Genomic DNA, 23,015 nt, shown 5'->3' with positions numbered 1-23,015 from the left:
TTATTCTTCAAATATAATTACAAATAGTATTAGTATTATTGAAGAACGAAATGGTATTATTGGAGAAGCGTATGAAAAATAATTCACAAGGAGGTTTTACATTGATAGAAACACTGGCTGCATTAGGCGTAGTCAGCCTTATTATGACTATCATTACTATTTCCCTGTCCTCATCAGCTGCGGCCATGGAAAAATCAAAGGACAAGGCTCTGTTAGGGATCAAACTTCTCAGGGCCGATTCGCTGATTCGCGACAGGATTGGCGCAGTGGCCGTCCCCTACTGGGAATTGCCTACCCTGGAAGCGGATAAATATTCGGTACGGATCCCCTGGTACCGGGGAGAACGGAACGGCTATGTACAGCTCCTGGTAGAAAATGGTGCCCTGATTATGGAGACCGAAGGTAAAGGCGAAAAGGAAAGGGTTGTGCTTATCTCCGGGCTCGACGAAACAATTCTTTCCATACTCCGGGATGAACAGCATATTCCTTACGGCATAGACATTACCTATTTGCATAAGCAGAAAACGTATCATACCATGTCGGTTTTTTCCACATCCTCTCTTATAAGAGGCCGTCCATGAAAAAATCAATTGCCGCTTGGGAAGCAGGATTTGTATCAATAATATTTCTCTTTTCCCTATTCTTCCTGTCTATCCTTTCGCTTGGGATGACCATTTATATTTCTTCGACAATTACGATTGAGGGTTTGGAAAAGAATAATACTTCCATCATGGTTGAAATGAATAAGTTCCTGGAGGATATTATGGAAACCCTTTTGTCCGATCCCAGCCCGGAAACAAATGGTATTGACGATCCGGTCTGGGCATGGAATGGGAAGAATATACGGGGTTATACAATTTCTCTGGCGCCAATTTCGGACAGGATAAATCCAAATTTGGTACGAAAAAACGTTTTTGACAAAACCCGGCTTTCCCTTCTTTTTCGCCCGGGGAAAAATGCGGATGAACTGCAACAATTCCGGGAAGATTCCGGACTTTTTCTTGGGCATGAAGCTTTTCAGAATTTTTTTGAAGATGGGTTATTTAAAAAATATTTTTCCCCATATGGCTGGGCAAACATCAACCTTACCGATGAATTCGCAGCCCGTCAGTTGGGAACATCCATTACGGAGGACCCCATTAAAGGGGAAGCTCTTCGGGAAAAAATACGGACACTCCTCATGGATCAGCAACTCTTGGATCGGGAAAATCTCTCTACATTTCTTGGGGCATCCCTGACGGAACTCTATCCCTTTATTAACGCTGAACCACTGATGAACATTAACTTTGTGGACCCCCTGATCCTGGAAGAACTTATCGCCTACCCCGATTACCATATACGGCGCCCGGAAGAAATTACCCGCGACATATTAGCCAAACGGAAAACGGAAAGTCTTAACACAGAAAATATATGTACAATTCTTGGAATTGATAAATCAAATCCGCTCTTCCATTATTTTGGCTCCATAACATGGTTCTGGGAAATCGCCATAGAAACAAAAACTGAGGGCCGGAAAGACCATTCCCTCAGCGCCGTAGTATGCAGACTGCCCCCCGGGGCATATCCGGTAAATTCTAAACCGGAATATAAAATTATTGAACGGAGGTTTAAATAATGCCACCCCTGCCTATTTTTAATGAACATGCCTTTTTGATTTCTCCATTGGAAATTCCGGTATACATACTGGAATTACCGCCGGCCCCTAAGGGTCCGCTGCCGGAGGAGACATTCATTGAAGGAGAGATTGGTAACCGGCTAAAGGCTCTGTATCCCGGAACACCGGCAGACACAGTTATGGACTATAAATTATACCTCCCGGAAAAAAAGGGAAAGAACCGTCAACTTAATACCGCAGCGGTATTCGTGTGTACCCGTCCGGTACATGAGATTTACAGAAACCTTAAACGTCCCCTTATTCCCGGGATTGCCCTCATGATAGAGTGTATGCATATTTTTAATGAAAAAACCATGTTCACCATCATCTGTACCCCGCAGTGGATCGAGGCCGCTTTTTTTGAGAGCGACGTGATCCGCCGCTATGGATCATGTCCCATGGGAACCGATGGGATGCCCCTCACTCTGATAACTCCCTTTCTGACCGGGCCTGAGTCCAGGGACATTCCGGTGCTTCTTATTATTGCCGGTACCGATGAAAAACAGAATGGAAATACAAAAATAGTATTGGATCAGCTTTTTAACCGGGTAATTGACGTCGGTATTGACGCAATTAATATAAAAACAAAAATAAAAAAATTAGGCGTTTTTAGCGATAGTAAAGGCCGATCTCTAACCCGTAGGAAAAGAAATATTAAGTTACTGGCCGCTTTTAATTGTATATCCATATTAATATCCCTGCAGTTAGTATCTACAATAAAAAACATGGAGCTGTCCCGGTTTGAAAACTACTATCTGGAGCAAAACCGGAGACAGGATGAAGTAAAAAAGCTGGAAGAGGAAATAAAAGAACTACTATCTCATCAAACACAGAGAAATCGGGCGCAGGATTTTTATCCCTACGGGATTATTTCAAAAATCAGAGACTGCCTTCCCGGGACCTGGATAAAGTCTTTGGTAATACAGGAGGAAAATTTTAATTTGGAAGCCGAGGGACCGGATTCAATCGGGGTATTACAATTAATGCAGGCGTCGGGTTATTTCAACGGATTAACCATCCGCCAGGCGTCGCCATCAAAGAATTCGATGGAACAATTCACTATTTCGGGGAAGGTAAAAGATTATGAAAAATAATAATACTAATTTTCTAACTTCTTTTTGTTGGCTATTCATTTCCATAGTTTTTGTAATTATATTTATTGGTAAAATTCGGGAAATTCGCGATACCCGGGGGTCCATGGGACAATACCGTAATGTGTTAAAAGAAACACAGGCCCTTCCCCTGGGTTATCTTTCCGGTCTGGATAATCAGGTAAAAAAACTGCGGAACCTGGAAGCATCCGGAGAAGAGTTTAAAACCAAGAACCCCCAGGGTCCGGAAGAACATATTGGTATGATACGCGATTTACTGCGGGCCCATAACATCAACGTTGAACATTTCAAGACCATCGGAAAGGAGGAAATCACGACATCTGAATTTATCCTAAACTGCGAAGGAGTTAATTTCTTTAATTTTTTGAGGGAGGCGCCGAAATTAAATATTCCTCTGAACTATATCAGTATCAAACCGGCTTCCGGTTTTTCAAAAATCAACGCCACTGTGAGGTTTATCCATGTACCATAAACTGTTTATCGCCAAAATAATACTTGCCCTTGGAATCCCGCTATTTCCCCTATGCGCCCTGTTTTATGTTTCGCAAAACAGGGCATCCATCCCGCAGGTAGAATTAGTGGAAAATGTAATTATTCCTGCTGCCTTGCCGGATATACAGGAGTATGAGCGGAACCATATTAGCGCAGATCAGCTTGCGCTTATTTTTCATCCGCCAATCAATAAGCCGGCAGCGAAAGTTTATGTACCGGAAGATCCGGTTCTTGAGGACCGAAAAGCCGATCCCATTCCAATCCCGGTTGACGAAAAATTCAGCTACCTTGGATTAATACGTGAAACCGATAGCCGGGAATGGTTATACCTGAAGGACAGAGAATCCGGCAGGATCGTCTCAATAAACACAAATCCGGTATCGGAAGACACAGAATACTCTGTGGTTGATATAGATGGCATACAATATTTTATAAGGAGAAATTGACATGAAAATTTATTTAATCTGGTTAGGTATCATTATGACAGTTTTCTTTTCCTGTGCAACAAATCAAACTCAGAAAAGAACATCCCAGGGTCTGTACGGCATGATCTACGATGGAGATAACAGGCCGGTCAAAGAAGTTAAAATATATGTAGACGATAAATTCGCCGCCATTAGCGATATCCACGGCCATTTTTCGCTGCCCAGTTTAAAGTCCGGTGAAGAGTACCGCATCAAAGCTTGTAAAGAGTATTACGAGGCGGTAGAATTGGCGTTGGATTATCTGGATCCGCAAAACGTACTATATATAAGCATTTACCATGCGGATCAGCTTTTAAACCAGGCTGAGCAAGCTTTGCGGAATAAGGAATGGGTACAGACGGAATCACTTTTGTCCAGGGCCGAAGATGCCCACGGGGATTATCCGTCCATCCAATACCTCCGGGGTATCCTGGCATTCCACAAGGGTGAATATGACAATGCACTGGGTATTCTGATTAGCCTAACAGAACAAGAGAAGGCTTCATACCTCTATTTGTTTATTGCAGACCTGTACCAATACTACACCGGAGACAAGGATCGCGCTCTACTCTTCCTGAACAAATTTCTGGAATTACGGTACGATACGGAGGTAGATAACCGGATCCGAAACTTAACCGGATCCGGCGCCTAGCCTTTCTATTTATTCTAACCCGACCAAGCTCACCAGCCCTTCGGCGCCCTCCGGTTCCGGGGGCGGGGCTTCTTCGGTCGGAGCCGGCAAAGCTTCCCGGGGCTGGGAGTCGGCGGAACGGAGGCCGAAGAGTTTTATTCCCTCGCCGGGGAAACGCTCCTTAACCTGGGTAACCGCCCGCTCTATGCCGCGGGCTTCCTCTTCTTCGCACCATATCACCAGAACAAAATTTTCCTCCGGCCAAATGGCATCCCCCATCTTGGGGCCGGATCTGCCGACCCCCATAACATTGGGATATCTGGTGTAGTACTTACCCACATTCTCCAGAGCAAAGGCTTCCAGGATGTTCTCCTCAACGGAGTGGTTCGCAATAATCTCTATCCGGATCATATTCCAGCCTCCGCTTCCTGAACCTTAGAATCCGGCAGGATTTCCAAGGCGGTCCTTGCCGCATTTTGGGCCTTAGCCTGCTTTCGGGTTAAACCCTGGGCAATCCGGTTCCGGCGCGCTTCGGCTCTGGCTTCCCGTTCATCCGAATGCTTGTTCATGATGTAATACACCGTGGGCATCAGGAAAAGGGTCATGATAGTTCCAAAGGCAAGCCCCCCAAGAACGGTCTTTCCTATAGGGGCTGTCATTGCCGAACCTTCACCGGGGACGAATGCCATGGGGGCGAGCCCCAGTATGGTGGTCAGGGTAGTCATCAGGATGGGCCGGAGACGGTTCCCCGCGGCCTCCACGCAGGCATTGTGCAGGGAAAGGCCCCGCTTGCGCAGCAGGTTGGTATAGTCAACCAGGACGATACCGTTATTAACGATAACCCCCACCAATACCAACAGTCCTACTGCGGTAAGGATGTTAAAGACCTCTCCGGTAAAGAAGTATATCGCCACCACCCCGATAAGTGAAAGGGGAATGGTAAAAAGGACAATGAAGGGATCCCTGAAGGATTCAAACAAACTCGCCATAACCCCGAAAACCAAAAATATGGCTACGATAATGATCAGGATAAACCGGCCCATCATCTTCATCATCTCAGAGTTACCGCCGCCGTACTCAATGATCACATCCTCGTCTGCGGGGATTGCCCCCTGTATCAGGTTACGGACCTTATCGTCCAGATCGTTAAGCTTGGCCCCGGGAACGGCGCCTGCGGTAACATGGATAACCCGGCTCTGATTTTCACGTCTGATAGACATGGGCCCCGTGCCTTCTTTATAGGAAGCAAAGTTAGAAAGCGCTACCCGTCCGCCCGACATCTGACTGTTCACAAAGATATGATCCAGCGCCGGCCTGGTACTCCGGTCCGCTTCTGCCAGAACCAATACCACATCGTAATTGTTACCGCCGTCCTTGTACCGGGTGGCGGTAATGCCGTCCACCGCAGCCTTTATCTCATTACCAATAGTGTAGGCGTTCAACCCCATGGCGTAGATCCGGTCCCGGTCAAGCTCAATCTCTATCTGGGGCATCCCGTCCTTAAGGTCAACCTGGGGCTCCTTCACCTCGGAAACATGGTCCCGCAGGAGCTGGGCAATTTGTTCCGCCATGGCTTTGCCCTTAACTAAGTCGTCGGTACGGAGGGTAATGTCAACAGCGTTACTGCTGCCGCCCATACCGCCGCCCATGCCGCCGCTGGAGAAATTAAAGGAAACCCCGGGGAATTCATTGAAGTGGGCCCGCATCTTTGCCTTGATATCCTCGGCGCTGTCAATCCGCTCCCCATATTTGAGGAGGTTAATACGCAGGGAACCGCTGTTGCTTGAGGAACCGCTGAACATATTGCCGCCCCCGGCGTTCAGGATGATCCGGTCATAACCCTTGGCTTCCTTCTTCACTATATCCTCAAGCTGATGCAGGGTGGACTCCGTTTCCGTCAGAGGACTTCCCATGGGAAGGGTGGCGGTGATGCTCACTGAATCCGCCTCTTGGTCGGGCATAAAAACCCAGCCGATTATGGGGACCAGCATGATGCTTCCCACTAACAGTACGACTAAGACCGCTATGGTGATAATTTTATGCCGCAGTACCCGGTCCACGGCTTTACGGTAGACGTTATCAAGGCCGTTGAAAAAATTCCCAAAGGCCCGGTCAATCGCAGAGAACAAACGGTTGTTCAGGGGTTTTTGTTTCCGGGTTACCAGGGGGAGGTAATGGCTGGAAAGCACCGGTACCAGGAAGATGGCCACAAAGAGAGATGAGGTCAGGGATATAACCACCGTAAAGGCCAGGCCTGCGAACAATTCCCCCGCCATTTCCAGCATACTCTGGAACATTACCAGGGGCGCAAATACGCAGATGGTGGTTAGGGTGGAAGCGGCAATGGCAACGATCATTTCCGATGTGCCCAGTATTGCTGCGGGTTGGAGCTTGGCGCCCTTTTCCCTGTAATGGTAGATATTCTCCAGAATAACGATGGAGTTATCTACCAGCATACCGACCCCCAATACCAGCCCCGCCATGGTCATTAAGTTCAGGGTAAGGCCGCAGAAGTACATCACCATAATCGTAATGATGATGGACACAGGAATACTGATGCCGATAATTAGGGTCGGCTTTATGGATCTGAGGAATATAAAGAGTACGACGATCGCCAGAGCTGCCCCGGACAGGGCGGTAGAGGTTACCTCGTTAAGAGAATTTTCTATCTGATCCGTGTTATTAAAGGTTTCCAGGATCTTAATATCCTGTGGTATCTCACGGGCAATCCGGGTAAGCCGGGCCCGTAACTCCTTGGCAGTCTGGACCGAATTCTTTCCGCTCTGCTTCTGAACCATGAGCATCACCGAAGGCTGCCCGTTCACCAATACGGTGGATTCCCTGTCCTTGTAGCCTTCGAAAACATCGGCGATATCCCGAAGATATATCGTACGGGGCAGTTCCACCTGGCCGTTCACCACACCGCCGCCTTTATAGGAAATCACCGTATTCCGAATCTGATCCAGGGAGGTGTATTCACCCATGGTGGTGAGGATGTAGTTCATCCCCCCTTCGGTGATGGACCCCGCGGATACCTGGGAGTTGTTTCCCGCAAGCATGGTCTGAATCTGGGTTACCGTAAGGCCGTATGCCTCAAGCCGGTTCTGAGCCATCTCTACCCGGATAATCTTCTCCCGTCCGCCGTTTACCGATGCTGTGGCTACACCGGGGGTCTGCTCTATCCGGGGTATAATGGTATCTTCGGCGATTTGCCGCAGTTCCTCCGGGGAGCGGTTACCCGTAACCTGGAGTCCCATGATGGGCATCATAGAAGGATCAAACTTGAAAATCATAGGAGCTTCCGCCCCTTCGGGCAGAACCCGCCGCACCCGTTCCAGAGAGTCCCGGACAGAGTTGGCGGCGTCCGCCAGATCCGTACCGTAGGTAAATTCCATGATCACCATGCTGGTACCTTTGGAGGAGGTGGAAGTTATTTCCTCAAGGCTGGAAACACTGGAAAGGGCCGCCTCCAGAAGCCTGGTTACACTGCGTTCTACCTCCTCGGGGCCGGCCCCGGTATAGGAGGTATATACCACCAGGTAGGGAGGGTTTATTTCGGGAAACAAATCGATGGGCATATTTACCAGGGCAAAGCCCCCTAGCCCGAGGAGGAGCGCAAAAATAATAAATATTGTTGTCGGCCTTCCGACCGCTAATTTAGCCATACTCATGGAATACCTCCTTAGTTGGCAGCGCCCAGGGGCGCAACTTGTTCAATCACGTTGATCCGTGAGCCATCCTCCAGCAGGGTTTGACCCCGGACGATAATTTCCTGATTGGGGGTAAGCCCCTGCTGCACTTCCAGAACACCGTCCACCAGGATGCCCGGGGTTATTACCTGCCGCCGGGCAATGCGGAAAGCGGGGTCCGTAGGATCCGTGGCTACCGTAAACACATAGTTTTCGCCGGAACGCTGGATCATGGCGCCGCCGGGGATCTTCACAATATTACTTTTTTCTTCGGTGATGATCCGCACCTTGGAGAACATTCCTGCCTTCAGTTTCGAACCGGGGTTCTCCACATTAATCCGTACCTCCATGGTCCGGGAAGCGGTGTCCACCACCGGGGATATCTCAGTAACACTGCCCCGGAAAACTTCCCCGGGCCAGGCGTCCAGGGTAATCTGACAGGGCTGCCGCAGGGCTATCTTGGAAATAAACCGTTCCGCCACGTAGAGCTTGATCTCCAGGGCATTCCCCCCGGCGATCCTGGCCAGGGGCACCGCCTGGCTTATGGTCATCCCCAATTGGGCGGGCAGGGCTGTTATAATCCCCGCAATGGGCGCCCGGGCAATATTAACCTGATAGGTCATCCCCGGTTTGGAGGGGTCCACCGCCGCCACCGGATCGTTCCGGCTAACCCGGTCACCAATGGCAACGTAAACCCGGGTTATCTTCCCTGCGGCGTCGGAATAGGTGTCCACCGAAGTACCGGATATGATGTCCCCGGATAAGGCAAGGTAATCCAGAATCTGCCCCTGGACCGCCAGGGTGGTATTCACCGCAAATACCGGAACCGCCGGCGCCGCAGCTGCGCCGCCGGGACCTGCCTGTTTCTTTTCCCGAAAGGCCTTGATCTGGCTGCATCCCGAAAAAACCATGGCTATGATAACAAGCGACACAACGATGGCGCCCTTATACTGTATTCTTTTCACTTTGTGTTTCCCCCATTGCTCAGGGTTCCGAAGGGAACCCCTATGGAATATTCCAGGTCGATAAGACCGGTAAGATAGTTAAACTGTTGTTCCAGCATCTGCACCCTGGCCTGACGCCGGGACAGATCCGCATTCTGCACCTGAAGTAATTCCTGGAGCCCCGCCCGGTAGGCCTCTTCGGTCAAGCGGTAGGTCCGTTCCGCCAGGGATACGGTCTCCGCCTGTGTTTCCGCCAGGGTCTGTGACCGCTCAAGGGAGAACACGGTATTGTAGATTTCAATCTCCGTCCCCCGTATGGCCTGGGCAAGGCCGATGTTCAGGGTGCGCAGATTATTGTCCATATCCTTTAGTCCCTGGCCTTGTTTGGTAAAGGAGAAAAGGCTGTTCAGGTTCATACCCAGGGTGATAGAAAAGGCGCCCCGATCCGTCCAGTTGTCCCCATCGGTCCAGCTGTTATCCCAGGGTCCCAACATGGTGGGCGAATAATTCCAGGCGAAATTGATATATGGGGTATAGCTCTGCATAGCCTGGGCTTTCCGGCCGCTCTCCAGGGCAATAACGGACTGCCGCAGTTCCATAATGTCCGGTTTTCCCTGACTGGCTTTGGCGATCAGATCCTTCACTTCCAAGGAAATATATTGAGGGTCCCCCTCTATGGGCACAAGTTCAAACTGGGTATCATAATCCAAACCAAGATTCATGGCAAAGTTTGCCAAGGCCAGTTTAAGGCCATTTTCAGCCTGAATAATGGACGGCTTTAAATTGTCCCTGGCTACCTGGGCTTGGAGCAGGGTAAGCTGAGGGGCAAGCCCGCTGTTATAATTCGCCAGGGCCATGGCAACCTGACGCTCCGCATTGGTAAAACTGCCCTGTAAGAGACTGATGTTCTCCTGGAGCAGAAGCATCTGGTAGTAGGACTTCCGTATATCCCGTTCCATCTGGGCTTTAGCCTTGGCGTAGCTAAGAAGTCCGGTCTGGTAGTCCATCCTGATACTCCGGATACCTTCGATTAGCGCAAAGCTAAAGGTGAGGGAAGCGGAAAAGTTCCCGTTTAAGCTCCACTGGGGTGTGGCGCCGACGGTCCCTATCCCCGGAATGGTCATCCCTGCGGACTCCTCATTACTCCGGTTAAGGGTTCCCCGCACATCAAGCTCCGGCAGGAACTGGTTCCACACCAGATCGGATTTCCGCTTCTTGGTATCCAGGGCTATCCGGGAAGATTCCAGGCTGAGGTTGTTTCGTACGGCCAGATCAACCGCCTCGTCCGGGGTGATACGCCGAACCGTTTGGTTCGCAGCCGGGCTTTCAGCGGAACTTTCGGCTTGACCAAAGACCGCTGCGGCACATAGAAAAAAGGCTAGAACTAAGCCGGGGGAATGCGGCAGCCGCAAAAGGCGGCGGCCGGTACCGGCACGACGGGGGTGTTTCATTTTAGAACTCCTTCTCTATTGATCGGGGGAACGTGCATAAGCACCGAATCCTCAGGATCAACCTGTATTTCAAGCCCGCTATCCGCGCGGCATCCTACGGCTTCTTGCCGTTTTTTGCTATACATTAGAATATACTGCTTTTGGTTCATTTTTTACCATCCCTCTATTCCTAAAACAATAAATTTATATAGAATTTGAAAGCTTTTATTAGACACATCCGAAAAAGAAGTTCCCTCGGGCCTCCTCATCAGGGTGTTAACGACGAGAAAGAGTATCCATCGGGACAGGGTTTCCCCTGAAAGTTCCAGTCCATCCGGGTTCTCCCCGGCGCCTTCCAATTTGATATCCGCGAAGATCCGAAAAATCCGCGGCGGCACCGTAACCCCCAGGTCCAGCCTCCGGGTCCTGATCCAATCCATGGTGATAAGGATCTCCGGCCGGGATCGAAGATAATTGGCTAAAGCCACTATGGCCAGGTAAAATTGCTCCTGCGGCAGCTCGGAACGGCTTTGCTCCAACTCGGCGTAATCCACTATCCTATCGAATTCGGCGATAAACATCCGGCCCAGCATATCCGCCTTGCTTTTGAAGTGGGCGTAGAGGCCGCTTTTGGAGAGCCCCGAACGCTGGGCAACCATATCCATGGAAGCATTCCAGGGTCCCGCCTCGGCAACCGCCCCGGCAACCGCCTTGAGCAGCCCTTCGTTCTCCCCCTCCGGGGGAATCTGATGGCCGCCGGACTTCTCCAATTTTTCAAAATCCAAGGCATTCACCAGGTTTTTATCAAAACCAAGCCCATGGGAAATAACCCCTTCGGCAAAGGAAATAAATCGCTGAATTTCTTCGGTGGTGGGGTCTCCGGTTTTTTCGTGCCTGCTTTTATGAAAAAGGGTAACCAAAAAGAATATGGCGGTGACGATTAGCTGGGCCTTGCTGGGATGCTCATCCCCGGCATCAAGGAAAAACCAGTGTTTCTTTACATCCATTCCGCGGATCGCAAATTGCCGCAAAATATCCTTATCCCGGTTTTTATCACCATAGACCTCGATTAAAGAAAAAATGAAAATATACTTATATCGGGCGTAATATTCGGCGAAATTCCGGGCCATGAGGAGTATCCCCTGGTTAATATCCCGGCTTTCCAGGGCTTTCTCGTAGGATGCCTTCATAAAGCCCACATAGTGATCGCAGTAATACCCATACATACCATCCAGGAGGGCGCCTTTGCTCTCAAAATGACGATACAAAGCCGGCTTGGTAACCCCAAGGGCTTGCGCAATTTGAGAAAGGCTGGTAGTTTTAAATAGTTCCTGGCCCCAGACCTGGAACGCTGTTTCTATTATATCTGTTTTATTCATTGGTATTACCGTATGTTACCGAACGGTCGTTAACATATACAATAACAAATCTCAAAACAAAAAGCAACAGGGTTTTTGTAAATATTTCCTGAAAATATGTAAATCGGCAAAAACGGGCGGAGGGAGGGGCATCCCCGACCGAGCACGCAAGTAGAGTCTGCTTGCGGAGCCCCTGCGGGTCTCCTCCAGCAGGGAATTCCTTATGTGCTCGGTCGGGGATGCCCCTCCCTCCGCCCGCCGGTGCTTATTGCATGAAGAGGAAATGTTTCCCGGGTGAGTTCACATGCCGGGTAAGCTATGCGTGCTCTTCTGAGCGGGCGAGCAGGAAGAGTAGATCTGATAGGCGGTTTATATAGCGGAGTAGATGGGGCGAGACTGGGGACTGGCGGTTAAGGGTTACTAGGCGCCGTTCCGCTCGGCGGCATACGGTTCGGGCAATGTCGAGTTTCGCAGAAGCGGGGGTTTTCCCCGGGATGATGAAGCCCTGCATGGGGTACTGTTCCTCAATTTCGTGAATCAACGCGGTGAGATGGTCCGGGTCAATGGACGTCTCCGCTTTAGAGGGGCCAAGCAGCCCGGGGGCTGCAAAAAGGTCCCTCTGTACCGATTCGATAAGGGTTTTAGTCCGTTCAAGGCGCGCGGCGGCCTTCGCATCCCCTAAAAAAGCGTTAAGCTCATCAAGGGCGCCAAGAAATTCAACCTGGGGATGATCCTTCGGGACTGAAGTTCCTGAAAAAAGCTCCGTGCTGCCGCTATCGCCAAGACCGGTGGAAATACTCATACCGTCACAACTAAATTAGGCCTTATGGTCACTCATGCACATGATGATATGCTGCTTGGCAATCTCTATCATCTTTTCCTTGGTCGGGGTCAGCATCTTCATAAGATCCCAGTCCCCGGGGTTTTTCTTCAGGGTTTCCGCCAGGACCTCAATACCGCCCTTCCGCATCACGGTACTAAAATTTATCTTGGATACCCCCATGTTAATTGCCTTCCGCAGATCCTCCTCGGGAATACCGGTACCGCCATGGAGTACCAGGGGAACCCCGGTCTTTTTTTCAATTTCCGCAAGAACATCATACCGGAGTTCCGGCTTCCGCTTGTAAATACCGTGGGCGTTTCCAATGGCCGCGGCAAAACAATCAACCCCGGATTCCTTAACAAAACGCTCGCACTCACCGGGGTTTGCAATACCGATCATATCATTCGCCTTCCCTTCGGGACCATCGGCGGCCTGTCCGATAACTCCCACTTCACCCTCAACGGATACTCCGCAGGCATGGGCTGCCCGTACCACTTCTTTGGTAATAGCAATATTCTCCGCCAGGGGAAGGGCGGAACCATCGTACATAACGGACTTGAACCCGTAGCTAAGACAGCGGATAGTCTCTTCATAAGTCGGCCCGTGGTCCAGGTGAATCCCAACGGGGATTGCTAATTTATCCGCCAGGATACTTACTATGGCGACAAAAACATTTCCGTCCATGTAATCAATTTCGCTTTTCGCCGCTTCGACGATCACCGGGGACTTTAAATCAGCGGCCGCCGTCAGAATTGCCTGGATATATTCAAGATTGTTAGTATTAAAGGCAGCAACCGCATAATGGCCTGCCTTTGCCCGATCGAGTAACTCTTTGTTTGTTACAATACTCATAAAAACTCCTGTGGTATCTATTTTAGTATATCAGTGCCGGCAGAAACCCGCCGACAAAGGTATCTCCAAGACCAATGGTGGTAACGTTCTTTTCCAAAACCGAAAAAGAGGGAACACAACACACCCTATTCCCCAAAACAGCCTGAATCGCCGCCGAAAAAACCCATCCCGGTTCTTCAGCAGGTAATTTTCCTGTTTCCTCGTACTCTTCCCGGGTAAAATCATCGCCAAAGCGAAACCTGGCGGTGGCAAGGGTAATACCCCCGGTAAGCGCCCTTTTATAATCCACCGCATTTGTTCCGTAGGCCAGGGCCCAATACCGGGTATGTACCACCAAAATCTCAGCGGGAACCATGACATGAAACGCTTCCAGGGCTTTGCTTACCGCCGCCGCATCGGTCCAGGAAACGGGATGACCCAAGTATCCTTCAAATTCATCCTCATTAAGGCTATAAATATCAATATACCTAAGAAGATAGTCTCTTACAATACAGCTCATTTCAGGATGATGATACCCGGCGTCCTCAAAAAAAATCCGGACCCTTCCGGCAAGGGGTTTCAGAATACCCTGTAAAAAACTCAGCCGGTCCTTAAGCAAAGCCTCATCGTCCATGCAGTTAAAGCCGCAAAGCAGAAACACCTTTGCCCCAATCAAAAGGGATGATAGATCCGGGTGAAGCCGCATCAGGGTGTTATCCGGATCGTAGGTATAAATTATCCTGTTTGCCCGGCTGGTTTCAATACAAATATCATTCCCCTGAACCCGGGTGCCGGCGCAAAATTGAACGATCAGATGGGGAAAAGAACTGATTTCATCGTTACTGCACAGGCAGGTACAGTCGGTGGGTACCAGACGCTTAACATGCTCATTCATGGTAACCAGGTGTATCGCCGAAGTATACCCAAGTTTCCTCATGGCAATGGCGGCGCGGACCGCAGTACCCCCCAGGGTGATCTTCTTCTCAAAGTTACGGGAAAAGTCTTCAATAAGGTTAGGGATGGGAACAAGCCGTTCACCCCCTATCCCATTTTTCAAAAAACCAAGGATGGATATGAGCAGATCCCTGGGGCTCCTGATTTCGGCATCCAAGCCAAGATCCGCATCGGAGAGCCTATAATCCCTTATCATTCCTTCTATAATAGAAGAATTCCAACAAATTTCGTAATCCGTATTGTCACCAAGGCCTAACACAATCGACTCAGCCATAACAATATAAGCATAACAAAAAATATTTATTCTGTCTTCAGGGCTTGCTGAAACGTAGGGGGCGCCTTTACTTCAAACTCCACGACACGCCCGTTTTGGGGATGATGAAAAACGATGCGTTCTGCGTGGAGGCAGAGCCGGTTCAGGGGGTTGGTCTTTGCCCTGTATTTCTTGTCCCCCGCCACGGGATGGCCCAGCCAGTCAAGGTGGGCCCGGATCTGGTTGCGCCGGCCGGTTTCCAATTCCAGGGAGAGCAGGGAAAAGCGGCGGCCGGTTTGGAGGGCCTTCCAATGGGTAATAGCCCGCTGCCCGCCGGGAACCACTACCACCCTACCCCGCGGGTCCTCCCCCAGGGGCGCGTCGATGGAACCCTGGGTTTCGGTCAATGCGCCCTCTGCCAGGGCTATGTAACGCCGTTCCAGTACGGTCTCGTCCCAGTGTTCCATGAGTTTCCGCTTGACCGTATCAGACTTGGCAAAGATCATGACCCCCGAGGTTTCCCTGTCCAGCCGGTGTACCACCGCAGGCCGGCGCTTCTCGCCCTTTTTACGGAGGTATTCCGAAAGTATCCAGTAGGCTGTTTTGTCCCGCTCGGCGCCTGCGGCAATGGAGAGCAGCCCCGCCGGTTTATCCACAACCAGGAGATCCCGGTCTTCGTAGAGAAGTTGTAAACCTTGGCTTAGACGGCGGGGATAGGTGGAACTCATTCGTAAATAATACTATTAAGCTGAATCATCCTAATGTCAAGTAATAGTTTGACAGCCTTCGCAGCTTACTTTATGATAGGTAGCTGGAACCACCATGGCGGAGTATACCGAAATTCCTTATCCCCGGTTGTGGGATTTTTGCAGCAGACTATTCCCAAGCTACGGCTTCAGCGCAGAAGAAGGTAAAACCATTGCGGAGATACTTCTACGGGCCGATTTATTCGGGATAGAGTCCCACGGCATCCACCGGCTGGTCCGGTATGATGAGGAGATTAAAACCGGTATGGTTACGGTCCGGGCAAAACCGGAAATCATCCATGAAACACCGGTCTCTGCGGTAGTGGACGGGCATAAAGCCATGGGGCAGCTTACGGCGGTCCGGGCCATGGAGTTGGCCATTGAAAAGGCTTCCCACTCCGGAATCGGCATGGTTACGGTGCGTAATTCAAATCACTACGGTATAGCGGGGTATTATACAGGACTCGCCCTGGAAGCGGATTTTATCGGCATAACCATGACCAATACCGAGGCGATCTGTGTGCCCACCAACGGTAAGCGGGCCATGCTGGGAACAAACCCCATCGCCTTTGCCATGCCCGCAGATCCCCTGCCCTTTTCCTTTGACGCCTCCACCACCATGGTAACCCGGGGGACCATGGAGGTATACCAAAAAAGCGGCAAGCCCATACCGGATAACTGGGCGGTGGATACCATCGGGCATCCCACCACCGACGCCGGGGAAGTTGTCAGAAACATCATCGGAAAATTCGGCGGGGGTATCGCCCCACTGGGGGGAAGCTCTGAAACAGGGGGGGGACACAAGGGCTACGGCCTGGCCACCATGGTGGATATCTGCTGCGGAATCCTTTCCGGGGGCCTCACTTCGAATCATATAAACATAAAACCCGGGGAAACCGGGATTTGCCACTATTTTGCCGCCATTGATTACGGTATATTTGGTAATAAGAAGGAACAGAAGCATGCTCTATCCGTTTTCTTAGAAGAACTGCGCTCTTCCCCAAGGGTAGACGGAAAGGACCGTATCTATACCCACGGAGAAAAGGCCATGGAAACCATGGCTGCCCGCATTAACGGAGTCATCCCGGTAAATGAAAAAACCCTGGGGGAGATGCGGAACATCGCCTCCCGGCAGGGTGTGGTATGTGATATAGCCCCTTGAATAGGCCCCCGCTTAATTTGTAAATTGGCTGTCAATAAAAGCTTTCGCTGTTTTTATGGCCTCCCGAAAATCAGCCTCGCCGGTATACCAGAACTCGGTAACAAAGGTGCGGACGTTTAGTTCCAGGGCGGTTTTGAGAAGGACCCTAAAATTAACATGGCCGGTTCCATAGGGGATCTCCCGAAATTTGCCGGGAACAGATTCCTTTAGATGCAGGGCGGCGATTGATCCCCTGCCCTTACGCAGATCTTCTACTTCATCGGTTCCATAGCTTTTCGCCGCATTGGTAAGATTGCCGCTGTCGGGATACAGCTTGAGGTAGGGGGAATTGATCCGGCTAACGTAGCGCATGGCCTTTTCCACGGTGTTCATAAATTCAGTTTCCATGTTTTCAAAGGCAAGGATAACACCCCTGGCAGCGGCCATTTGTACGGATTGGAGGATACCATCGTAGAAAAGCTCCCCCGTTTGGGGTGTTGAGGGATCGTAATAAACATCGTAGCCCGCCACCTGGATGATCCGTATGCCCATATCGCAGGCAAAGTTAATCGCATCTTCCATGATCTCCAGACTCCGCATTCTTACTGCAGGATCTTCGCTGCCCAGGGGATACTTCCGGTGACCGCTTAAACTCATGGTCCTTATGGGAAGCCCCGTTTCATAGCCTTGCCTCAGCAGTTCCAGCCTTTCCTTCGGGGACATTTTCAGCCTGGCAAGTTTCTCGTCGGTTTCATCAATACTTATCTCAAAAAAATCATACCCGGAAGATTTGGCGGTTTGGAGTTTTTCCTCCCAGGAAAGATCCTTGGGCATGGCCTTTTCGTAAATACCTATCTGGTAGGGCTTCATGCATGTTCTCCGCCGGACTTCTGCCCGTAGTAAGCGTTTGCACCGTGTTTACGCAGATAATGTTTATCAAGCAGGGTTTGCCGGATTTTGCCGCCCTTAGGGTCAAGCAGTAATACAAAGAGGGCCATCCTTGCAGCTTCTTCCTGCACCACCGCATTGTGGACCGCTTCAAAGGGGTCTTTCCCCCAGGCAAAGGGGCCGTGGCTTGCCACAACAACCGCCGGTATTTGGGTAAAGGAGAGTTTCCGTTTTTCAAAAGTTTCGAGGATCACCTTTCCTGTTTCGTGTTCATAGGCGCCGTTTATTTCCGCGTCGGTCATTTGCCGGGTACAGGGTATGTCGCCGTAAAAGTAATCCGCGTGGGTGGTGCCCTGGGCGGGGATATCCATATTTGCCTGGGCAAATATGGTAGCATAACTTGAATGGGTATGGACAATACCGCCTATATCGGGAGAAGCCCGGTAGAGAACCAGGTGGGTTGCCGTATCCGATGACGGGTTCAGCTTACCCTCAACAACCTTGCCATCCGGGTCCACCACAACCATGTGTTCTGCCTTCATATCATCGTATTCAACACCGCTGGGCTTAATAACCATCAGTCCGGTTTTACGGTCAATGGCGCTCACATTACCCCAGGTAAAGGTAACCAGATGATGATCCGGCAGCATTTTATTTGCCGCGCACACCTTTTCTTTCAAGTCTTCCAGCATATTTTATGGTACTCCTTATTTAAAAATATCCCACACAGCGCCAAGGGCATCGCGGATTGCGGAATACTTTTCATACTTTTTCTTATATATCCCGGCCCTATCGGGATTCGGGTTTACCCTTCGTTCCACCCTGACCATGGAGGACACCGCTTCTTCGTAGTCCTTGAATTCCCCCGCCGCTATGGCCGCCGCCATGGCGCAGCCCAGGGCGCCCAGTTCTTTCACCGCAATGGTCTCAATGGGGAAACCCAGAATGTCGGCGAACATCTGTACCCATACCACGGAATTTACCGCTCCGCCGGCCATGCGTATCGTCTTTGGGGGCGTACGGGTTTTAAGCAGCCGGTCGATATGGGTCTTATGGGAAAAAACTACACCTTCGTATATGGCCCGTATGCAGTGTATCTTTTCGTTATAGGAACTGAGTCCCACAAAGGAGGCGCGGCCCAGGGGATTATCGTTGGAACCGTAGAGGAAGGGCAGGAAGTATACATCACTGTCTTCGGGTTTTAGTTTTTCAACTTCCCCGTCAAGATACTCGTAGAGTTTCCTCCCTTCGGGTATTTCGTGTTTGTCGATAAAATGTTCGGTGAACCAGTCCAGGTTCCCCGCGGAGGTGGCGCTGCACTCCTCCACCAGAAAATATCCCGGAATGGCAAAGAGGGAGTTCATGCCTATGCTGCCGTCGGTTACCGGCGTTTTTGAGGGGTACTCGTTTATGCTCCAGGTACCGGCGATGGTACAAAAGTCCTCCGGGGTGGTAACGTTCATGGCCACGGCGCAGGAATCGATGTCAAACATGCCACCCGCCACCGGCGTACCCTCCCGCAGCCCCGTCAGGGCCGCGACCTCCGCAGTTATGCTGCCGCACTTTTCGTAGGAGTACCGTATGGGGGCGAGTTTATCGTATATCTCTCCTATACCAAAGCCTTCAAGCATATCCTTATCAAAGCGCGCATCAATGATATTCATAAGCCCGGAACCGGAGAAGTCGGTGGCCTCGGAATAGGCTTCCCCGGTCAGCCTGAAGCGTATGTAGTCCTTTACCGAAAATACCCATGCGATATTATCATAGGACTGCCGGTCGTTATCCTTTAACCAGGCCAGCAGTGATATTTCCTGGGAGGCGAGGATTTTCTGGCAAAGCCGGGGGTAGTATTTCTGCACTACCCCCTCTTTGTACCATTTTTCAGGATAGGCCCAGGCCCGGCCGTCGGTGGAGACTATGCCCTTATAGGCCGGCTTACCGTTTTTTCCCCAGGTATACAGCCCCTTACCGTGGCCGCAGACGGAAACCCCAATGATGCCCGCAGGATCGATAGACGCGGCGGCCAGGGCTTCCCGTATGCAGGCGCAGTTATGCTGCCACAGTTCTTCTGAATCCCGCTCGGTAAAACCGGGCGCAGGGCTCTGAACCGGGGTATGTATGCCCTTGGTAATAATTTCTTTTCCGTGAAGGTCAAAAACGGCAGCCTTGATCATGGTGCCGCCGTTATCAAGACCAACTACATATTTTGTCACACTAAACCCTCTCAGGGAATAAAGGCTATTTTAAAATCCCCATGTTTGCCGGTGGCGTATTCGTAGGCTTTTTCCCATTCCTCCAGCTTAAAGGTAGTTTTTATCATCCCATCAGTCTTCAGGGTATTTTTGGTAATACCATCAATGACAAAGGGGAAACAGTAGGGGGACAGATGTGAACCCAGGATGTCCAGTTCCTTGCGATCCCCGATGATGGACCAATCCACCGTGGTGGGGCCGGAGAACACACTGAATTCTACAAAGGTCCCAAGCTTACGAATAGCGCTAAGGCCCTGAATGACGCTGGAGGGATGGCCGGTGGCCTCAATATAAATATCACAGCCGTAGTTATCGGTCATCTTCATGATCTCGGCGATCACGTCCATCTTACCGGGGTTAAAGACATGGGTGGCTCCGAAGGCCTTGGCTTTGGCAAGCCGGTCATCAACCATGTCAAGGGAGATGAGCGCCTTGGGGTTTTTCATGGCCGCATAGGTTACCATGCCCAGCCCCAGGGTACCGGCGCCGGAGATTACAACGATATCTTCACACTGGATCTTGGCGCGGTCAACGGCGTGTTTAGAGCAGGCGTAGGGTTCGATAAGCAGGGCTTTATCAAGGCTCAGATCCTTGGGGACCTTGTGCAGAATCGCGTTTTTTGTATAGCGTACATATTCGGCCATACCGCCGTTAAATTCCTTATGGAAACCGTGCATACCGTGGGGCTGACACATCCAGTACTGCCCGCTTTTGCAGAACCGGCACTCACCGCAGGGAACTATCTGATCCGCAGTAAGCCTATCCCCAATTTCATAACCCTTAACGTTCTTGCCCATTTCAACCACGAAACCTAAAAATTCATGGCCGGGAATAAAGGGGGGCCTTACCCACGAAGGCTGAATATCATCACCCCAGAACATCGCTGCGCCGTGCTGACATTTCACGTCCCCCGCACAGATGCCGCAGCCCTCAACTTTAATGATGATATCATCATCACCGCATTCCGGAGACGGGTATGCTTTTTCGAAACGGTAATCGGTCGGGCTATACGCGACCAAAGCCTTCATGGTTCTCGGATAATTACTCATAATATACTCCCTATGTAAAAAAATAAATTTTCTGAAGCCTTATTTAATAGAAACCCCTGTTTCCGCACTGAATAGGTGCGTTTTATCGGAATTAAATTCCAGATGAATGATGTCGCCATGCTTATAAAATACTTCCGATGTGGTCGTGAGGTTGAGGTGATTCTCCCCGACACGAACACTAACACGGCGCTCATCACCGAAATTCTCATAGATCGACACCGGCGCCGGTGTGCTGGAATGTTTTTCGGTGATAAGCACATCCACCGGCCGCACCCCGAGGGTCAGGTTCATGCCATCGGTAACAACCCTGTTATACCGCTCGGGGACCTGTACCCGCAAATCGCTGGCCGCGAAGGTAAAAAAGAAACCCTCCTGGGTCTTTGCGATGGTGGAATGCAGCAGATTCATGGGGGGCTCGCCGATGAAGCCCGCCACAAACTCGTTCGCCGGATTATCATACACCTCAAGGGGGGTACCCATCTGCTGCAGCCTGCCGTCCTTCATGATGATAATCGTATCCGCCATGGACATGGCCTCGATCTGGTCATGGGTAACGATGATGGTGGTACACTGGATCTCCCGGTGCATACGTTTGATTTCCTGCCGGAGGGTCTGACGCATTTTGCCGTCAAGGTGTGAAAGGGGTTCATCCAACAACAGCAGCCCGGGCTGACGCACAATGGCGCGGGCGATGTTAACCCGCTGTTTCTGCCCGCCCGAAAGGGCGCTGGGCTTCATACGGAGAAGCTCGTCAACCTTCAGCAGGGGGGCGACCCGATCAATGGCTTCCTTTATCTGAGGCGCCGGCAGACCCTTTGCTTTCAGGTTGAAGGAAAGATTGTCATAAACCGTAAGGGGCGGATAGAGCGCATAATCCTCAAAGGCGAGCCCTATGTTCCGATCCTTGGGCAGAAGTTCATTGATACAAACATCATCAATAAACATCTGTCCATCGGTAATTTTTTCCAACCCCGCAATCATGCGCAGGGTTGTGGATTTTCCGCAGCCCGAGGGGCCGAGGATACCGATAAATGAATTGTCCGTACATGAAAAGGAAAGATCCTTAACGGCGAATTCGTTTTCAACCCGCTTGCCAAAAAGCTTCTTTTCTCCGTCCTCATACCGTTTGTATATGTTTTTCAGGGTAAGACGCGCCAATTTTTTCTCCTTATCCCAGGTATCGCTCAAGATCGCTTCGGGTGATAAATTCTTCCGTTTCGCCGTTAAAATAAATGGCGTTTTTCATGTTGAACTTGACATACACAACCTGATCCATGTCTGCTAAAGTATCGTTGGATGCGGAAATCCGTATTTTCGTACCGTTCACATCGATGGTCATGATAACCTTATTACCGATAGGTTCGTTGGCGTATACGACGCCGCGTATCCAATCCTGCCCCTGTGCGGAGAAACTAAAGGATATGTCCACGCCCCTGATGCCCACATCTATCTTTGCGGCCCCGGAATCTTTGAGGGGCTGAAGGACATCGGCCTCCGGCACAAGGGGTGTTTCCTGTCCCAGGGCGCGGAGGGTAAGGGCGCCGCCTTCACTTACCGGATCGCAGGGAAAGATATTCAGTTCCGGTTCGCCGAACAGGCGGGCAACAAATTCATTCTTCGGCGTGTAGTACATGTGCAGCGAGGTACCAAGCTGTTCAATCTTGCCCTTGTTAAGCACCGCGATACGGTCCGCCAGGGACATGGCTTCCATGAAGTCATGGGTAACGTAGATTGTTGTTGTGTTAAAGGCGCTCTGCATTTCCTTGAGCTCCCCCCGCATAAAATGCCGCAGCTTAGCGTCAAGGTGGGCCAGGGGCTCGTCCATGAGGAATACCGAAGGTTCCCGTACCAGGCAGCGGCCAATGGCGACGCGCTGACGCTGGCCGTTGGAAAGCTGGCTGGGTTTGCGCTGATAAAGGCCGTCGATTTTCATCATCTTGACAACCTTTTCTACCGCCTCTTTTATATACGCCTCGTCCTTGCGGTGCAGTTTACTCCGCAGGGGGAAGGCGATATTGTCGTAGACGCTCATGTGGGGGTAGAGGGCGTAGTTTTCAAAAACCATGGACACATTACGGTACATGGGTTCTATGAGGTTGACGATCTCGCCGCCAATCTTGACCAGCCCTTCCTGGGGAAACTCTATGCCCGCGATTGTTTTAAGGGTCGTTGTTTTGCCCGCCCCGGCGGGGCCGAAGAGTACAAAAAACTCGTTATCCTTAATCGTCAGACTCAGATTATCTACCGCAACCGTATCTTTGTACTTTTTAGTAATATTAATCAGTTCAATTTCTGCCATGTATC

The 23,015-nt window shown here is 50.7% G+C and carries 22 protein-coding genes; 7 read left to right on the top strand and 15 right to left on the bottom strand.

Translation table 11 applies throughout. The features are described 5' to 3' along the window. Positions 1–71: 71 nt before the first annotated feature. The 6 genes from LQZ19_RS11170 to LQZ19_RS11145 all read left to right on the top strand — a co-directional run bounded on the left by LQZ19_RS11170 (position 72) and on the right by LQZ19_RS11145 (position 4,374). Positions 72–581 carry a PulJ/GspJ family protein gene (locus LQZ19_RS11170; protein ID WP_411047744.1) on the top strand — a complete coding sequence of 170 codons (510 nt, stop codon included), beginning with the start codon at positions 72–74 and terminating at the stop codon, positions 579–581. Beyond that, entirely contained in the window at positions 578–1,615 is a 1,038-nt protein-coding gene (locus LQZ19_RS11165; protein ID WP_411047743.1) for a hypothetical protein, read from the top strand. The genes LQZ19_RS11170 and LQZ19_RS11165 overlap by 4 nt, the downstream gene beginning before the upstream one ends. Continuing rightward, on the top strand, positions 1,615–2,748 hold the full coding sequence (locus LQZ19_RS11160) for a PilN domain-containing protein (protein ID WP_411047742.1): 1,134 nt from the start codon (positions 1,615–1,617) through the stop codon (positions 2,746–2,748). The genes LQZ19_RS11165 and LQZ19_RS11160 overlap by 1 nt, the downstream gene beginning before the upstream one ends. A gap of 103 nt (positions 2,749–2,851) precedes the next feature. Next, positions 2,852–3,238, top strand: coding sequence for a hypothetical protein (locus LQZ19_RS11155; protein WP_411047741.1), 387 nt, complete (start codon positions 2,852–2,854; stop codon positions 3,236–3,238). Continuing rightward, positions 3,228–3,704: a hypothetical protein gene (locus LQZ19_RS11150; protein WP_411047740.1), complete on the top strand. Its 477-nt coding sequence runs from the start codon at positions 3,228–3,230 to the stop codon at positions 3,702–3,704. Before LQZ19_RS11155 ends, LQZ19_RS11150 begins: the two co-directional genes overlap by 11 nt. A 1-nt stretch (position 3,705) precedes the next feature. Further along, a complete protein-coding gene (locus LQZ19_RS11145) occupies positions 3,706–4,374 on the top strand; it encodes a tetratricopeptide repeat protein (RefSeq protein ID WP_411047739.1) in 669 nt (222 codons plus the stop codon). A gap of 9 nt (positions 4,375–4,383) precedes the next feature. Here LQZ19_RS11145 and LQZ19_RS11140 read toward each other — a convergent pair whose 3' ends face one another. The 9 genes from LQZ19_RS11140 to LQZ19_RS11100 form a co-directional block, all read right to left on the bottom strand. Then, complete coding sequence (locus tag LQZ19_RS11140; RefSeq protein ID WP_411047738.1) at positions 4,384–4,764, bottom strand: PG0541 family transporter-associated protein; 381 nt, start codon at positions 4,762–4,764, stop codon at positions 4,384–4,386. Further along, positions 4,761–8,018, bottom strand: a complete 3,258-nt coding sequence (locus LQZ19_RS11135; protein WP_486401705.1) for an efflux RND transporter permease subunit — start codon at positions 8,016–8,018, stop codon at positions 4,761–4,763. The genes LQZ19_RS11140 and LQZ19_RS11135 overlap by 4 nt, the downstream gene beginning before the upstream one ends. Before the next feature lie 17 nt (positions 8,019–8,035). Continuing rightward, positions 8,036–9,007 (bottom strand): efflux RND transporter periplasmic adaptor subunit, encoded by a 972-nt coding sequence (locus LQZ19_RS11130; RefSeq protein WP_411047736.1) that lies wholly within the window; start codon positions 9,005–9,007, stop codon positions 8,036–8,038. Beyond that, positions 9,004–10,437: a TolC family protein gene (locus LQZ19_RS11125; protein WP_411047735.1), complete on the bottom strand. Its 1,434-nt coding sequence runs from the start codon at positions 10,435–10,437 to the stop codon at positions 9,004–9,006. Before LQZ19_RS11125 ends, LQZ19_RS11130 begins: the two co-directional genes overlap by 4 nt. Before the next feature lie 152 nt (positions 10,438–10,589). Beyond that, the gene (locus LQZ19_RS11120; protein ID WP_411047734.1) at positions 10,590–11,795 is read right to left on the bottom strand and encodes a TetR/AcrR family transcriptional regulator; all 1,206 of its coding nucleotides are present in this window, start codon (positions 11,793–11,795) and stop codon (positions 10,590–10,592) included. A gap of 295 nt (positions 11,796–12,090) precedes the next feature. Further along, a complete protein-coding gene (locus LQZ19_RS11115; RefSeq protein WP_411047733.1) occupies positions 12,091–12,576 on the bottom strand; it encodes a cob(I)yrinic acid a,c-diamide adenosyltransferase in 486 nt (161 codons plus the stop codon). Positions 12,577–12,591: 15 nt separating this feature from the next. Then, positions 12,592–13,449, bottom strand: a complete 858-nt coding sequence (locus LQZ19_RS11110) for a class II fructose-bisphosphate aldolase (RefSeq protein ID WP_411047732.1) — start codon at positions 13,447–13,449, stop codon at positions 12,592–12,594. A 22-nt stretch (positions 13,450–13,471) separates the two neighbouring features. After that, positions 13,472–14,656, bottom strand: a complete 1,185-nt coding sequence (locus LQZ19_RS11105; RefSeq protein ID WP_411047731.1) for an ADP-dependent glucokinase/phosphofructokinase — start codon at positions 14,654–14,656, stop codon at positions 13,472–13,474. Positions 14,657–14,682: 26 nt separating this feature from the next. Next, a complete protein-coding gene (locus LQZ19_RS11100) occupies positions 14,683–15,363 on the bottom strand; it encodes an RluA family pseudouridine synthase (RefSeq protein WP_411047730.1) in 681 nt (226 codons plus the stop codon). A 94-nt stretch (positions 15,364–15,457) separates the two neighbouring features. Between LQZ19_RS11100 and LQZ19_RS11095 the strand changes: the two genes are divergently transcribed. Then, positions 15,458–16,543, top strand: coding sequence for an Ldh family oxidoreductase (locus tag LQZ19_RS11095; RefSeq protein ID WP_411047729.1), 1,086 nt, complete (start codon positions 15,458–15,460; stop codon positions 16,541–16,543). Between the two features lie 12 nt (positions 16,544–16,555). Here the strand turns inward: LQZ19_RS11095 and LQZ19_RS11090 are convergent, their stop codons facing one another. Genes LQZ19_RS11090 through LQZ19_RS11065 form a run of 6 tightly spaced genes read right to left on the bottom strand, consistent with a single transcriptional unit; the run spans position 16,556 to position 23,010 of the window. After that, positions 16,556–17,392 carry an L-ribulose-5-phosphate 3-epimerase gene (locus tag LQZ19_RS11090; RefSeq protein WP_411047728.1) on the bottom strand — a complete coding sequence of 279 codons (837 nt, stop codon included), beginning with the start codon at positions 17,390–17,392 and terminating at the stop codon, positions 16,556–16,558. Next, positions 17,389–18,102 carry an L-ribulose-5-phosphate 4-epimerase gene (locus LQZ19_RS11085; protein ID WP_411047727.1) on the bottom strand — a complete coding sequence of 238 codons (714 nt, stop codon included), beginning with the start codon at positions 18,100–18,102 and terminating at the stop codon, positions 17,389–17,391. Before LQZ19_RS11085 ends, LQZ19_RS11090 begins: the two co-directional genes overlap by 4 nt. 15 nt (positions 18,103–18,117) lie before the next feature. Continuing rightward, positions 18,118–19,623: an FGGY-family carbohydrate kinase gene (locus LQZ19_RS11080; protein WP_411047726.1), complete on the bottom strand. Its 1,506-nt coding sequence runs from the start codon at positions 19,621–19,623 to the stop codon at positions 18,118–18,120. 11 nt (positions 19,624–19,634) lie between these two features. Continuing rightward, positions 19,635–20,711 (bottom strand): alcohol dehydrogenase catalytic domain-containing protein, encoded by a 1,077-nt coding sequence (locus LQZ19_RS11075; RefSeq protein ID WP_411047725.1) that lies wholly within the window; start codon positions 20,709–20,711, stop codon positions 19,635–19,637. 39 nt (positions 20,712–20,750) lie between these two features. Next, positions 20,751–21,869: an ABC transporter ATP-binding protein gene (locus tag LQZ19_RS11070; protein WP_411047724.1), complete on the bottom strand. Its 1,119-nt coding sequence runs from the start codon at positions 21,867–21,869 to the stop codon at positions 20,751–20,753. 10 nt (positions 21,870–21,879) lie between these two features. Further along, complete coding sequence (locus LQZ19_RS11065; RefSeq protein WP_411047723.1) at positions 21,880–23,010, bottom strand: ABC transporter ATP-binding protein; 1,131 nt, start codon at positions 23,008–23,010, stop codon at positions 21,880–21,882. Positions 23,011–23,015: the final 5 nt, after the last annotated feature.

It is taken from the genome of Treponema primitia (genome assembly GCF_046533075.1).
Taxonomy (GTDB): domain Bacteria; phylum Spirochaetota; class Spirochaetia; order Treponematales; family Breznakiellaceae; genus Termitinema; species Termitinema primitia_B.
This window is presented reverse-complemented; position numbering and strand designations above follow the sequence as displayed.

Excerpts from the sequence above, each read along its gene's own strand:
- LQZ19_RS11120 (WP_411047734.1), bottom strand. The coding sequence starts at position 11,795 with ATGAATAAAACAGATATAATAGAAACAGCGTTCCAGGTCTGGGGCCAG.
- LQZ19_RS11065 (WP_411047723.1), bottom strand. The coding sequence starts at position 23,010 with ATGGCAGAAATTGAACTGATTAATATTACTAAAAAGTACAAAGATACG.
- LQZ19_RS11135 (WP_486401705.1), bottom strand. The coding sequence starts at position 8,018 with ATGGCTAAATTAGCGGTCGGAAGGCCGACAACAATATTTATTATTTTT.
- LQZ19_RS11170 (WP_411047744.1), top strand. The coding sequence starts at position 72 with ATGAAAAATAATTCACAAGGAGGTTTTACATTGATAGAAACACTGGCT.
- LQZ19_RS11110 (WP_411047732.1), bottom strand. The coding sequence starts at position 13,449 with ATGAGTATTGTAACAAACAAAGAGTTACTCGATCGGGCAAAGGCAGGC.
- LQZ19_RS11075 (WP_411047725.1), bottom strand. The coding sequence starts at position 20,711 with ATGAGTAATTATCCGAGAACCATGAAGGCTTTGGTCGCGTATAGCCCG.
- LQZ19_RS11145 (WP_411047739.1), top strand. The coding sequence starts at position 3,706 with ATGAAAATTTATTTAATCTGGTTAGGTATCATTATGACAGTTTTCTTT.
- LQZ19_RS11160 (WP_411047742.1), top strand. The coding sequence starts at position 1,615 with ATGCCACCCCTGCCTATTTTTAATGAACATGCCTTTTTGATTTCTCCA.
- LQZ19_RS11150 (WP_411047740.1), top strand. The coding sequence starts at position 3,228 with ATGTACCATAAACTGTTTATCGCCAAAATAATACTTGCCCTTGGAATC.
- LQZ19_RS11105 (WP_411047731.1), bottom strand. The coding sequence starts at position 14,656 with ATGGCTGAGTCGATTGTGTTAGGCCTTGGTGACAATACGGATTACGAA.
- LQZ19_RS11100 (WP_411047730.1), bottom strand. The coding sequence starts at position 15,363 with ATGAGTTCCACCTATCCCCGCCGTCTAAGCCAAGGTTTACAACTTCTC.
- LQZ19_RS11165 (WP_411047743.1), top strand. The coding sequence starts at position 578 with ATGAAAAAATCAATTGCCGCTTGGGAAGCAGGATTTGTATCAATAATA.
- LQZ19_RS11140 (WP_411047738.1), bottom strand. The coding sequence starts at position 4,764 with ATGATCCGGATAGAGATTATTGCGAACCACTCCGTTGAGGAGAACATC.
- LQZ19_RS11125 (WP_411047735.1), bottom strand. The coding sequence starts at position 10,437 with ATGAAACACCCCCGTCGTGCCGGTACCGGCCGCCGCCTTTTGCGGCTG.
- LQZ19_RS11095 (WP_411047729.1), top strand. The coding sequence starts at position 15,458 with ATGGCGGAGTATACCGAAATTCCTTATCCCCGGTTGTGGGATTTTTGC.
- LQZ19_RS11155 (WP_411047741.1), top strand. The coding sequence starts at position 2,852 with ATGGGACAATACCGTAATGTGTTAAAAGAAACACAGGCCCTTCCCCTG.
- LQZ19_RS11090 (WP_411047728.1), bottom strand. The coding sequence starts at position 17,392 with ATGAAGCCCTACCAGATAGGTATTTACGAAAAGGCCATGCCCAAGGAT.
- LQZ19_RS11085 (WP_411047727.1), bottom strand. The coding sequence starts at position 18,102 with ATGCTGGAAGACTTGAAAGAAAAGGTGTGCGCGGCAAATAAAATGCTG.
- LQZ19_RS11115 (WP_411047733.1), bottom strand. The coding sequence starts at position 12,576 with ATGAGTATTTCCACCGGTCTTGGCGATAGCGGCAGCACGGAGCTTTTT.